A 13,325-nucleotide genomic window follows, 5' to 3' on the forward strand; every position below is an offset into this window, starting at 1 on the left:
AAGTCTTGGTAAAAGTTAAAGAAATTGTGAGGGACAATCTTAGCGCCAACAGGCAGCGCTTGCGACCCTCACTTCGTTAAATTATGTGATAGACCTCATGGTTTTGATAACACACTTCGCCATTTGGCTTTGGAAACATCAGCTATATACGTTTAAAGCGCAATTAAGACTACCGTTATTCCAATAGGGTAAATAAACACCTTGGATATATCAAAGTGTAAAAGTGACTAGAGCGTGTCGTTAATTAAACGCTATGGCTTTAACCGTGCTAAAAACGCCTGAAATATGAGCCAAAAAAATAACCGTCCATGCATTGGTGCAGGACGGTTATTGGCCACTCATAAGGGTAGTAGAAGCAGGTTAGCGGGCAGGACGCACGATACGCCAAAAAATCAGCAAATGTACCAATATCAAAACGCTAAATAAAATCAAAGATTGCTCAGGGATACTCAAACCCATAAATGTCCACTCAATAGACGCGCATTCACCAGAGCCGGCAAATACTTCTTTTAATACTTGCTGCATCGGTAGGGTGTCAAGCCAATAATCTAAGCCGGGTCCACATGAGGGCACTTGGTCGGCGGGCAAATGCTGTAGCCATACGTGCCGACCGGCAACTACTGCTGCCCAGCCAATACCTGCCAAACTGCCAAGCCACAATAGTAAGCGGACGATTTTTGATTTTGGGTCAAATATAGCGGCAATCAAAGCAAAGCCGCCCATAATCATCAGACCGATGCGCTGAAAGATACATAGCGGACAAGGCGAAAACCCCATATAACGCTGTAAGAAAAATAGCGCAAAGCTCATGCCGATCACGGCCATGATTACTAAAAACACTTGCAGATTACGGTAAGTGGTCAGCTGTCGCATGGGGCGAATACTCTTATAAAGTGCTCATTGATATAGGATAAAACTAACAAAAAGTAGACTGTTAAAACGTCAAATTAATAAACCATTAGCGGTACTGTTGTAAAAATTCCATAAAATCTTCGGTTTCGGCGGCTTCAAGCTCTGCCTGCTGCAAGATAGATTTTTCCGCCAGTACTTCATATTTGGCTTGGGTGTTTGGGCTCAACGTCTGCTGTAATATCGACTCACGATGCTGCTGCGCCAAAGTAAAGCCAAGCTGCCATAAGCTACCTAAACGTTTACTATCCGAGTTCACTTGTGCTGAAATGGTTGATTCAGAATGTCCCGCTTTACCTTGCATCAAGGCAACCGCTGTCCGATATTCATTACCCCCATAATGCGCGTCAAGCAGCTCTGCCAATGGCTGCATACGGCTTAAGTGCATAAGCATCCAGCTTTCAAGGGTTTGCTCATCACCATTATTAATGATTTGCAAGTTTTCGCGGCGACCTTCGTTGACCACGCGCTCGACATTAACCGCCAACGCTTCTTCTTCTGCTGGCATGAGCTCTGGCGAATCACTGAGCAGGCAGTATAATGCCATCACTTCTAAAAAGCAGGCGCTAGATAAACGAATGCCAATATCACTATAAGGGTCAAGGTCAATAGCACGAAACTCAACGTAAGCGATACCGCGGCGCTCAAGCGCTTCGGTTGGGCTCTCGCCACTCATCGCGATTTGTTTGGGGCGAATCGGACTATAGTATTCATTTTCTATTTGTAGAATATGGTCATTGATTTGTATCGGATTACCGTCGTCATCATCTAAGCCAAGTTTCTCAAAGCTTGCATGCGGGGTCTGAATCGCACGGCGCAGTCCTTTGATATACTCGGGCAAATTATTATAACGAATATCGAGATGTTCTTGCACGCTGTTGGTATAGCCAAGCTTGCCCATACGTAGGCTGGTCGCCGTCGGTCTATAGTAGGTTGAGTCATTGAGCAGCTCAAGGTCATGCTCGATACCTGACACAAAGCACGGACAAACGCTAGGGCTTGCCCCTAATAAATACAGCACCAAACTGGTCAGACGTTTAAAGTTACGAATCAATCCCAGATACTTGTCATTTTTAAATTCGGTTAGGGTCAAATCTTGCGCGCTTGGCGTTTGCGCTTGCCACGCGGCAAATAAATCATCGCCAAATGACAGGTTATAATGTAAACCAGCAATCGTCTGCATACGGCGACCATAACGGATACCAAGTCCACTACGATAGAGGGTTTTTAGCTTACCCGTATTAGAGCTGCCATAGTCTGCTAGCGGAATATCTTCATCTTTTGATGACAGCATACACGGCATTGACAATGGCCACATCAGCTCGCCTTCAGGCATACCTTGATAAACCAATAAATGCAATTGGCGCAGCATGGTTAGTGTTTCTTTTGGAGAAGTCTTTGGGTCAGTAATAAGTTCGAGCAGACTTTCAGAGTAATCGGTGGTGATAAATGGATGCGTGAGCTTGGAGCCAAGCTTGGCTGGATGTGGGGTTTGTGCCAAGTAGCCATCAGGTTTAACCCGCAGCCCTTCTTTTTCAATACCGCGCAGCATGCCGCTTAAATGCTTGCTATCAAACCAGTTTGGAATTTTAAAATCGACAAAGCTGCTCGCAAAATTACTCATAATAGTCATCTGTTGTTATTAGTTATGGTCGGTCGCCACGCAATCGCTGTGCAACCGAAAAAATGGGTTATAGAATCACGTCAGTTTAGCCCAAAGCCGCCCCAAAAACCACGTACAATTACAAATACAGTAAGCTTCACTGGCGCTCAAATAACGGTTATTTGACTTGTAAAGATGGCGGCTCCGCGCAGTTATTAACCAAATCTAATGGCTTAAAGTAAATACCTAGAAAACAAAAAAACATCTACTTATCAGGTAGATGCTTTAGATAACTCATTACTTAATATAAACAGGTTTACGAAAATTCTAGTTCAGTCTCAAAACCTTTTAGAATATGACGTGCCATTGCAAGGTTTGATTTTTGACGGTCAAGTACAAGGTATAAAAATAAGCTGTCATTACGTACTAATGGACGTAGCAAATGATACTGCTTGCTCAAAGTGATAAGAATGTCTTCGATGTTCTCATCTAAATTTAGCGCTGCTGCTACTTTGCGCTTAGAGCGTAGTACTTCGGTGTTGCCAGCCGCTGCTAGCTCAAGGTCGATGCCAGAGCCAAGCGTGGCCATTGCAAGACCAGATTCGCTGTCTACTAGGGCGGCGGCGATAAAGCCGTCGATGTCATTTAATGCGTCAAGTGATAACTTCGCCATGAGGGTATGCCTTCATAATTTGGGGTAGGAGTAGGATTTTTTTTAGTGATTATTCTTTATGAGCAAAATCCTTTAATCAAAAATCTTCTAACAACAATCTTTTAATAAAAGGCTCGCAAGCATAAGCTTTACAAACAGGTTAAGCGCTCACTGATACAACAGATTGATTAGACTAGCTACTCAAAAGAAGGCGGTATTTAAGCACATCCCCATAAAAAAACAATCGTAAACCGATTAAAGCCACCTTTTACCAGATTATCGGTCAAAAACGACTTTTTTAGTTTACGATTGTATACTCAATTTTATCCAAAAGTACTGTATTGCTTTTAAGATAAAGTCATTAACTCGACTTGCTTAAAGTGAGAACGATGAGCCACAGCCACAGGTCGTGGTGGCGTTTGGGTTGGTGACAATAAAGCGTGCGCCTTCTAAGCCCTCGGTATAGTCCACAGTTGAGCCTTGCAGATACTGATAGCTTAGCGAATCGACGACTAAGGTTACATCGTCATTATCAAAATTGGCATCATCTTCATTGAGCTCATTGGCAAAGTTAAAGCCATAAGAGAAACCTGAACAGCCGCCGCCCGTCACATAGACACGCAGCATCAGATTGCTGTCACCTTCCTCTTCACGTAGGCGACGTACTTTTTTTGCCGCGCTGTCGGTCAAGTTTAAGGCGGTTGGGTCGACTGGTTGGCTTGTGCTTGGATTAAATTGATTGGCTGATTCGTTCATATCTACCTCAGTTGCTAAAATCAAATGATTTGTTTTTTATTTCTGCGAGGTCGTCTATTTATACTGGATAGGGCGACTGATAAGTAGCGGCTGATAACGCCTAGGCTACGGTAAAATTTTTTATATTTGTTAAGGCATTTAGCAATGTAACATTTTAGCAATGTAACTTAGTATTGAAACATTATTGTGGCATGGCAATTTGGTGAATAGCAATACGGCCGCTACTTAACTTTAAAGGCTCAATTTCGAACACCTAACTGCATGATGTCAATAGTATTTTACTAGTATAACATAATTGGGGTGCTGATTGATTTGTCAAGGGTGACAGCAGGGTTTGCAACTATATAGTAGTTTTACATGTCAAATAGCAGTTTTAAATGCCAAAACTTTTAATCGTTCGCATGCCATTATGATCGCAAGTGGTTTTTAGCCGTATAAAGGGTTGAATTTAAAATAGTTATTTAATCGTTTGCCTATGCGCCAAGCGTTTGAAATAATAGCCGCCTGTAAACATGCCAGACGTATGTTTTTATTGCCTTAAGTTTTATATTATTGTTGAGATGAAGAAATTATATGATCGAATTTAAAGACGTTGGCGTTCGCCGTGATGGTCGTGAGTTGTTTGCAGGGGCAAGCTTTCAGCTCCATCCGGGCCACAAAGTTGGCTTGACGGGCAATAACGGCACCGGTAAATCCACCTTGTTTGCCTTATTATTGACGCAAATGGGCACCGGCGATACCGAAGTGACGCTTGATAGAGGCGAAGTCAGCATTCCTGATAGCTGGCAGGTGGCGCACATGGCGCAGGAAGTCGGGGCGAGCACGCAGACGGCGATAGATTATGTGCTAAGTGGTGATGAGCAGTGGTATGAGATTAATGCGGCGTTAAATGATTTAAGCAGTGTCAGTGACGATCAGATTGGCGTATTGCATCAGCAGTTTGATGAAATTGACGGCTATCGGACGCCGACCAAAGCGGCCCAAATCATGGCAGGTCTTGGTTTTAAGACCAGTCAGCATGAATTGCCCGTTGAAGGGTTCTCGGGTGGCTGGCGTATGCGTTTAAACCTTGCTAAGACCTTGATGAGCCGCGCCGATTTAATGCTCCTTGATGAGCCAACCAACCATTTGGATTTGGACGCTATTCTTTGGCTTGAGACCTGGATTAATGCTTATACCGGTTTGGTGATTGTTATCTCGCACGACCAAGCGTTTTTGGACGCCACCGTTGGGCATATTTTGCACGTCGAACAACAAAAAATCACCCTTTATACGGGTAATTATCAGCAGTTTATCCGTACCCGTCACGAGCGTATGGCGCAGCAGCAACAAGCGTTTGAGAAGCAACAAGCGACCAAAGCGCATTTGGATGATTTTATTCGTCGTTTCCGTGCCAAGGCCAGTAAAGCCAAACAGGCACAAAGCCGTATTAAGCAGCTTGAGCGCATGGCAGAGCTGTCGCCGATGATGGCGGACAATCCGTTCTCGTTCCGCTTTTATGAGCCGGCCAATATGAGCTCGCCGCTGATAGAAATGAGCAATGCTGATATCGGCTATAGCGAGACGCCGCTTTTGCATAATGCCAACGTCCAAGTGACGCCCGAAACTCGCCTTGGTTTATTGGGGATGAATGGCGCGGGTAAATCGACCTTGATTAAAGCCTTGGTCGGTGAAATTGGTATTTTATCAGGCAGCTATCGCGTCTCTGACACCTTAAAGCTTGGCTATTTTAATCAGCACCAAATGGATACTTTAGACGCCGCAGCGACGCCGATGCAAATGCTGCGCCGCCTAGCAGGTAAAACCTCTGATGCCGAGTTGCGCTCGTTCCTTGGTAGTTTTGACTTTCGCGGCGACCGTATCGATACCGCAAGTGAGCTATTCTCTGGTGGCGAGCGCGCGCGTTTGACTTTGGCATTAATCGTTTGGCAGCGTCCAAACGTGCTGGTTCTCGATGAGCCAACCAACCATTTAGACTTACAAATGCGTCAGGCTTTGACCATCGCCCTGCAAGGGTTTAAAGGGGCAGTGGTGTTGGTATCGCATGATCGCGAGCTGATTGCCAACGTCTGCGACGAGCTGTTTTTAGTGCATGACGGCCAAATCGACGAGTTCGATGGCGACATCAGCGACTACGGTAAATGGCTAGCAGAAAAACGCAAACAAGAAAATGCCTCGGACAAAAATACCGGTAAGAAAAAGAACAAAAAAGACAATAAGAGATCTGTTTCACGTGAAACAGACGTAGGCTTGGCAAACAGTCAAATGACCAAACCATCAGTCAGCCAATTAGATCAAATAAATAGTAAAGCGTCGACTGCACCTGCAAATAATAAAGCCGCCCAGCCTTTGATTAGCAAAGAAGAGCAGCGCAAATTGGCCGCCGAGCAGCGTAAGCTCACCGCACCGATACGCCGTGAGATTGAAAATACAGAAAAGGCTTTGGCTAAAATCGATGAAAAATTGGCCAGTTTAGAAACCAAGCTTGCCGATACTGAGCTGTACGAAGAAAGTCGCAAGGCTGATTTATTGATATTGTTAGATGAGCAAACCGCGCTCCAGCAGCAACATAGCGATAATGAAGAAAAGTTGTTGCTAGCGATGACAAATTTAGAGGAGATGGAAGCGCGTTTTCAATAAAAAGTTGTCACGGCAAGGTGACCGCGTGATTGTTTAAGCGCCTGACATAGTGACTATATATAGGGACTATAAATATAGTGACTATAAAAACTCGTCGATATAAAAAAAGGGAGAGCCTAAGCTCTCCCTTTTTTATGCCATTATTCCATCCGGTATTTACCATCTCCATAAGACAGTATTTTCATAGTAGTTGTGCAAAGTTCACAGTTTATTTGACCAGCAGCGGCTTTCGATAAATCCAAAATACGACCTTTAATATAAGGTCCTCTATCGGTAATTTTTACGATCACGCTCTGCTTTGTCTTTTTGTTGGTCACTTGTACCTTCGTACCAAACGGCAGCGTCTTATGCGCGGCGGTGAGGGAGTTCATGTTGAAGATACTGCCACTTGCGGTACGTTTACCGTGGAACTTACTACCGTAATAACTGGTGTTGCCGGCAAAAACGGTCGTACTTAACAGCAGCGATAAAGTGATGACTAAAGACTTGATTAAATAAGACATTTAATACCTATTTCTTGTTGATGAGATAGACAGATACTCTTGCCTATGTTATCCATACTCCCTGCGAGTACAAATAATAAAGGCATTTTACAAGAAAGAGCTTGTTATACCCTTACAGGTATGTAAAAGAACTACTAAGGTCAAAAGGGCGCTGTTATGCCTGCAAATCTATGATTCTCCACTGCTCAATCCTCTTAACCACTCTTTAATTTTGTTAACAATATCTCCATTATTACTTATAAATATAGCCTTTATACTTAAGGTAACTATTTATTTGTCTAACAGTTTGGGTTGGTATTGTTGGCGGTTTATTATTGTTATTATGATATGTAGATGACAATAACAATGATAACGATCATACGTTATATGCGTTATATCGCTCTCATACAAACCGGTCCATCGTTTCGTTTACATTGGCATAGCAGTCTTATTCAAAGGCTTTTATATTGAGGAAAAATAACATGGCAGAGAAAAATTACTATGACATTTTGGGCGTCAAAAAAGATGCCAGCGATGCTGAAATTAAAAAGAAATATCGTAAGCTGGTACGCCAATATCACCCTGACGTCAGTGATGATCCAGACGCTGATAATAAAATCGCGGAAATCAACAATGCTTATGAAACCCTCAGGGATAAAGACAAGCGCGCAGAATACGATGCCATGCTAGACAATCCTTTTGCTGGTGCAGGTGGCGCTGGTGGCTTTGGCGGTTTTGGTGGCCAATCGGCTGGTGGTCAAGGCGGTTTTCGCTGGGAAGACATCAAAGATCAGTTTGGCGAAGGTCAAGCTTATGGCAATGGCGGTTTTCGCTTCGATGATATCTTTTCAGCCTTTGGTCGCGGTGCGCGTGGACAAACTGGTGGCCGCTCACAAAGCAGCGGCTTTGAGCAGTTTGGCGGCGGTTTTGGCGCGCAAGACAGTCAAGGTCAAGACCAACATGCAGAGATTACCGTGGATTTGGCCTCGGTCTATAGCGGTGATGACTATAGCATCAAGTTAAATGTGCCCGTGCGTCAGGCGAATGGTAATGTCGATTATGAAAATAAAACCCTTAAAATCAAAATTCCTAAAGGCATCACCGATGGCAAGCAAATCCGCTTAGCAGGACAAGGGGCAGCTGGTATCGGCGGTGGTAAAAACGGCGATTTATTTTTAAAGGTTAAAATCAGTCACGCTGATAATATCCGTATTGAAGGCGTCGATGTTTATCAAACCGTTAATATTGCGCCTTGGGAAGCAGCGCTCGGTGAAAAAATTACCGTTAATACTCCCGCCGGCTCGCTTGGGGTGACGATTCCTAAAAACAGCAAATCAGGTAGCAATTTACGCCTAAAAGGTAAAGGTATTCCTGCGAAGCAAGCGGGCAATCTATATTTGACCTTAAATATCGTCAATCCTGATATCAGCAGCGAGGCGGCTATAAAAGCTTATGAGCAGCTTAAAGAAGCGTTTGCTGATACCAATATCAGCCGTTAACGACGGGTATTAACGTCTGATATTAACAGCTATTATTAACGATTGGTGCTATCAGTTTTTAACTGTGATGAATCATGAATAATCGCCCTGTAATAGAGATAACGACCATACGATAAAATAAAGCGCAAACGAGGATAATCATTATGAAACACTCGCCTGAATTTACCGACATTATCTTGAGCCTAGATGAGCTCGTATCTGCCTGTGGGCAAGAGCGCCAATGGGTCATCGAATTGCTTGAAGAAAATATTATCGAATATGATGTACCAGAGCGTCAGCAGTTTACTGGCTATCAGTTGACAACCGTACGCCGTGCCTCGCGCCTCAGCCGTGACTTTGAAGCCAGCGTGCCGGCGATTGGTTTGATACTGGAGTTACTAGATGAGGTTGAGCAGCTGCGCCAATTTAAGCGCCAGCTTGATATGCAGATGCCGGTGATTGAAGTAGACGTCGAGCATTTAAAATAGCCAATGTCTTATCATTACCCATAAAAAAGGGTCTCTAAATGAGACCCTTTATACTATTAAAAATACCGCTTTAAAAATGACGGTTTTTCATTAAAACCAACGTCAATAACTAACAAATAACAACTAACGCGCATATTTTGGATCAGCGGCAGCGGTAAATAAGACGTCTGTTGATGAGTTTAAGGCAGTTTCAGCGGAATCTTGTACCACCCCGATGATAAAGCCAATTGCCACCACTTGCATGGCGATGTCGTTTGGAATACTAAATAAGCTCGCAGCTAATGGAATTAAAAGTAGCGAACCACCAGCCACACCAGAAGCGCCGCAAGCACTAATCGTTGCGACCAAACTTAGTAGTAGCGCTGAGGCAAAGCTTACTTCGATACCAAGGGTATGCGCTGCTGCTAGCGTTAAGACGTTAATGGTAATCGCCGCGCCCGCCATATTGATGGTTGCACCTAGCGGAATGGTGACTGAATAAGTGTCTTCGTGTAGACCCAATTTACGTGCAAGGTTCATATTAACCGGAATGTTAGCGGCTGATGAACGGGTAAAAAACGCGGTAATCCCTGATTCACGCAGGCAAGTAAACACCAGTGGGAAAGGGTTTTTACCCGTCTTAACTAAGACGATAATAGGGTTGACCACTAGCGCAATAAACAACATACAACCGACCAGTACCATCAAGATGCGCGCATAACCTGCTAGGGCGGCAAAGCCTGTCTCAGCGACGGTATTGGCAACCAAGCCTAAAATACCAAATGGCGCTAGCGCAATGACCCATTTGACCACTTGCGAGATGGCATCAGAAAAATCACTGACCACGGCTCGCGCGGTATCGCTGGCTTGACGTAGGGCAAAACCAATGATGATTGCCCACGCTAAAATACCAATATAATTGGCATCAGCGATGGCCTGCACAGGGTTGGCAACCAAATTCATCAGCAAGTTGGTGAGTACTTCTTGCAGGTTAGCAGGGGGTACTTGCTCAATGTTGGCATTGACCAATATCAGCTCGGTTGGGAATAAGAAGCTTGCGCCAACGGCGGTCAGTGCTGCCAAAAAAGTGCCAAACATATACATAATCAGCACCGGTTTGACATACACCTCATTGCCACTGCGATGTTGGCTAATCGCTGCCATGACCAAAATAAAGACCAATATCGGCGCGACTGCTTTTAGCGCGCCGACAAATAGCGTCCCTAATAGGCCCAGCGCAACACCGATATTTGGTGCCAGCCAGCCAATCAAAACGCCTAATATTAAACCGATAATAATAAGCGGCACCAGCCCTATACGCTGGTACATCGCAATCAATGAACGCATCTATACACCCTCGACTTTGTCAATAAATATAAAATTTATAATAGAACGGAAAAGTAATCGAAGGATGGTAGCATTTTTTTAAGATAAACGCCTACCTTTAACCCATGCCTACCTAAACACATAAGGTGAAGTAAAAGTGCGCAATGTGAAAAAATAGAAGTGTTTTTTAGGACGAGAAATAAAGGGATTTTATAGCTAAACCTTAAAATGGGTCAGCTCGTAGCCCAATTGTTGATAGGCTTTGTATTTATGCCGACCTTCTTGCGTACTCTCAGGGTCAGGTTTTATCAGCTCAAGCACCCGAGTAGGCTGGGCATTATTGGTCGCTGCCATAAAACGATTGACAGGATGGATGGTGGTATTTAAGACAATGCCTTTAAAATCCGCTGGCATATAACTGCTAAGTAAAACAGGGGCTAATGGCTCACTATTATCTTGCACAGGTTTACTAGCATCTTTAGGCTCAGAAATAGTAGCGTGCAAAAGTCGCTGATGCGGTATAAAGCTTGCGGCATCATATGACCATAGTGCCTCATCAAGTGTCGATAGCAATTCATCATCTTTATCTATGAGAATCAACAGCGACTGAGCGCTTTTATTCAGCGCTGTTTGGGTCAATTGACAAATAAAGCCCAAGATATCTTGGGCTTTACTTTCACTTAAAATATAAAAACTGATGTTCATAAATTTATGTTCATAAATGGTTTTAAATTAAGTGGTCTTGCATCAATGGATTATTAATAAAAGATTAGGCATTGTTTGCGCTGTTTTTAAGGTATTGCATAAATAGCGGAACAGGGCGACCAGTTGCTGCTTTGTCTTGACCAGAATTCCATGCCGTACCAGCGATATCCAAATGCGCCCATGCTTGACCTTCTTCAACGAAGCGCGATAAGAAACAAGCGGCTGTGATAGCCCCGCCACCTTTACCACCGATGTTTTGCATATCAGCGATAGGCGAGTCAAGCTGTGTTTGATACTCATCATCTAACGGCATATGCCAGATTAAATCGCCCGATAAATGGCTGGCGTTTTCTAATTCAAATAACACGTCTTCGTCATTACTAAATACCGCTGAGCGCACGTGACCTAAGGCAACTACACAAGCGCCGGTCAACGTTGCCACATCGATGATGGCTTTTGGCTGATAGCGCTGGACGTAGCATAACGTATCGGCCAACACCAAACGACCTTCGGCATCGGTATTTAAGATTTCAACCGATTTGCCATTCATGGCTTTGACAATATCGCCTGGGCGCGTGGCATCACCTGATGGCATGTTTTCTGCACAAGCAAGCGCACCAACGACGTTGATCGGGAGACGCGCTTCACATAAAGCTTTAATCGTACCGAGTACTGACGCTGAACCGCCCATATCAAATTTCATCTCATCCATCGCCGCACCGGGTTTGATTGAGATACCGCCTGAATCAAAGGTCACGCCCTTACCGACTAAGACGATAGGCGCATCATCATTGACAGTTTTTACATCGCTGTTTTTGTCAGATTTTTTACTAGCAGCTTTGGTCGGTAATTTATCCGCCAAGGCTTTTAGACCGCCTGTTACTTTTGCACCACTATTGGCGATTTTGCTAGCGCCGACTTTAGCGCTAAAGTTAGATTTACCGCGGTACTCTAACAATACCAATTTGCCTTCTTTGGCTGAACCTTGGGCAACCGCTAAGAAGCAGTTCATACCCAGCGCTGACATCTCATCTTCACCCAAGACGGTGACTTTTAATAAGTCAGGATAAGCTTTAGCAAGCGCTTCGGCTTGTTCGGCCATGTAAGCAGGGAAACAGATATTGCCCGGCTCATTGGCGACATCACGGGTCAAGCTTTGACCAGCGAATACCGCTTCGGCAAATGTTAACGCAGCTTCTAATGACTCGTCAGCCAATAAATAGATGTCGGTTAAAACAGGCGTGCTTTGTTCAGATTTGTATTTATCAAAACGGTAGCTTGCTGCCAATAAATTAAGGGCAAACTGGCTGAAATGATTTTCTTCTAAAGCATCACCTAAAGCAACGGTGATAGAGTCAACACGTTTTTGCGTGCTTTGATAAATGGTATTGGCGATTTTTTGCAATACGCTGTGACCAAGCTTATCAAGATTACCCACACCAACGAGTAATAGCTGTACTGGATTTTCTTTCGCCGTTTTTTTATCGCCAGCGAGCGCATAATCAGCGACGGTTTCGCAGGCTTTACCATTAAAATGTGATACTTCCATCAATTGCGCAATACGGCTTTGATAATCGCTCAATTGCGCTTCAGCTAAGATGTTTTTCTTATCATCGATGAGCACCACAAGACAGGCAGCGTCTTTACTTTTGGCTTCTTTTTTAAGTATTTTTTGTGTGTGGGTTTTTGGCAGGGTTTGCGTTAATTTAATATTCATATAGTTATCCTTATTAGAGTTATGAAATGCGTGTTTTATTAATGTATTCGTGCTTTTTAAAATAATACTTTTTAAATGCCGTTGCTTATGCAGCTAGCACAATAGTGTAGCATATTGCGAGGCGAGTGCGCAGCGAGCGCGGCGTCGCTATCCATATAGCAATTCTATATTTTTTGAATCGACTACCTATTTATTTGTGCTGTTTAAAGTATTTGTACCATTTAAATTTGGCAGAAACAGTAGTTTAGCAACAAAACCTAAAAAAGCGCGGCAAAGGATACCAAGGACAAACAAACTTTGCTGAATAGTATAAAGCAAACATACGGCGTAAATAGTTAACAGATTCATCCATAGATTAAGGTATTCTTATAAACAATATACGCTGTAGGCTTTGTCGGTTTTAGCTATTATGAACCAAATAATCAAGGCTTATAGCAAGATGCATGCAATGTTTTCCAACACATTTCACAGCCATTTTTGAGCAAAATATGCTAGGATTAGCGGTTATCTTTATCGCTACTGTTTATAACATAGCGCCAGTCAAACTGCGCTAAATTGTGCGCATACCAACCTTTTTCTAAAGAGTGCCT

General features: G+C 43.7%; 11 protein-coding genes. 3 read left to right on the top strand and 8 right to left on the bottom strand.

Annotation, left to right across the window (positions count from 1 at the left end):
- Positions 1 to 360: 360 nt before the first annotated feature.
- From ACPEGP_RS09460 to erpA, 4 genes are all read right to left on the bottom strand, one after another.
- The gene (locus ACPEGP_RS09460; protein WP_423813251.1) at positions 361 to 873 is read right to left on the bottom strand and encodes a disulfide bond formation protein B; all 513 of its coding nucleotides are present in this window, start codon (positions 871 to 873) and stop codon (positions 361 to 363) included.
- Positions 874 to 958: 85 nt separating this feature from the next.
- Entirely contained in the window at positions 959 to 2,533 is a 1,575-nt protein-coding gene (gene gshA / locus ACPEGP_RS09465; RefSeq protein WP_423813252.1) for a glutamate--cysteine ligase, read from the bottom strand.
- A 295-nt stretch (positions 2,534 to 2,828) separates the two neighbouring features.
- Positions 2,829 to 3,185: a roadblock/LC7 domain-containing protein gene (locus ACPEGP_RS09470; protein ID WP_201542431.1), complete on the bottom strand. Its 357-nt coding sequence runs from the start codon at positions 3,183 to 3,185 to the stop codon at positions 2,829 to 2,831.
- 354 nt (positions 3,186 to 3,539) lie between these two features.
- On the bottom strand, positions 3,540 to 3,920 hold the full coding sequence (gene erpA / locus ACPEGP_RS09475) for an iron-sulfur cluster insertion protein ErpA (protein WP_068407319.1): 381 nt from the start codon (positions 3,918 to 3,920) through the stop codon (positions 3,540 to 3,542).
- A 573-nt stretch (positions 3,921 to 4,493) separates the two neighbouring features.
- Between erpA and ACPEGP_RS09480 the strand changes: the two genes are divergently transcribed.
- Complete coding sequence (locus ACPEGP_RS09480) at positions 4,494 to 6,560, top strand: ATP-binding cassette domain-containing protein (protein ID WP_423813253.1); 2,067 nt, start codon at positions 4,494 to 4,496, stop codon at positions 6,558 to 6,560.
- 140 nt (positions 6,561 to 6,700) lie between these two features.
- Here ACPEGP_RS09480 and ACPEGP_RS09485 read toward each other — a convergent pair whose 3' ends face one another.
- Positions 6,701 to 7,063: a septal ring lytic transglycosylase RlpA family protein gene (locus ACPEGP_RS09485; protein ID WP_102076714.1), complete on the bottom strand. Its 363-nt coding sequence runs from the start codon at positions 7,061 to 7,063 to the stop codon at positions 6,701 to 6,703.
- Between the two features lie 461 nt (positions 7,064 to 7,524).
- On the opposite strand from ACPEGP_RS09485, the gene ACPEGP_RS09490 reads away from it, so the two are divergent.
- Together ACPEGP_RS09490 and ACPEGP_RS09495 are read left to right on the top strand one after the other, a co-directional pair.
- Positions 7,525 to 8,541: a DnaJ C-terminal domain-containing protein gene (locus ACPEGP_RS09490; protein WP_423813254.1), complete on the top strand. Its 1,017-nt coding sequence runs from the start codon at positions 7,525 to 7,527 to the stop codon at positions 8,539 to 8,541.
- 143 nt (positions 8,542 to 8,684) lie between these two features.
- A complete protein-coding gene (locus tag ACPEGP_RS09495; RefSeq protein ID WP_068407333.1) occupies positions 8,685 to 9,008 on the top strand; it encodes a chaperone modulator CbpM in 324 nt (107 codons plus the stop codon).
- 123 nt (positions 9,009 to 9,131) lie between these two features.
- Here the strand turns inward: ACPEGP_RS09495 and sstT are convergent, their stop codons facing one another.
- The 3 genes from sstT to ACPEGP_RS09510 form a co-directional block, all read right to left on the bottom strand.
- Positions 9,132 to 10,334 carry a serine/threonine transporter SstT gene (sstT, locus tag ACPEGP_RS09500; protein ID WP_068407337.1) on the bottom strand — a complete coding sequence of 401 codons (1,203 nt, stop codon included), beginning with the start codon at positions 10,332 to 10,334 and terminating at the stop codon, positions 9,132 to 9,134.
- A gap of 195 nt (positions 10,335 to 10,529) precedes the next feature.
- The gene (locus ACPEGP_RS09505) at positions 10,530 to 11,018 is read right to left on the bottom strand and encodes a DNA polymerase III subunit chi (protein ID WP_423813255.1); all 489 of its coding nucleotides are present in this window, start codon (positions 11,016 to 11,018) and stop codon (positions 10,530 to 10,532) included.
- Between the two features lie 64 nt (positions 11,019 to 11,082).
- Positions 11,083 to 12,735: a leucyl aminopeptidase gene (locus ACPEGP_RS09510; protein ID WP_423813256.1), complete on the bottom strand. Its 1,653-nt coding sequence runs from the start codon at positions 12,733 to 12,735 to the stop codon at positions 11,083 to 11,085.
- Positions 12,736 to 13,325 lie beyond the last annotated feature (590 nt).

It is taken from the genome of Psychrobacter sp. 219-2-C (assembly GCF_049560815.1).
In the GTDB taxonomy this organism is placed as follows: domain Bacteria; phylum Pseudomonadota; class Gammaproteobacteria; order Pseudomonadales; family Moraxellaceae; genus Psychrobacter; species Psychrobacter faecalis.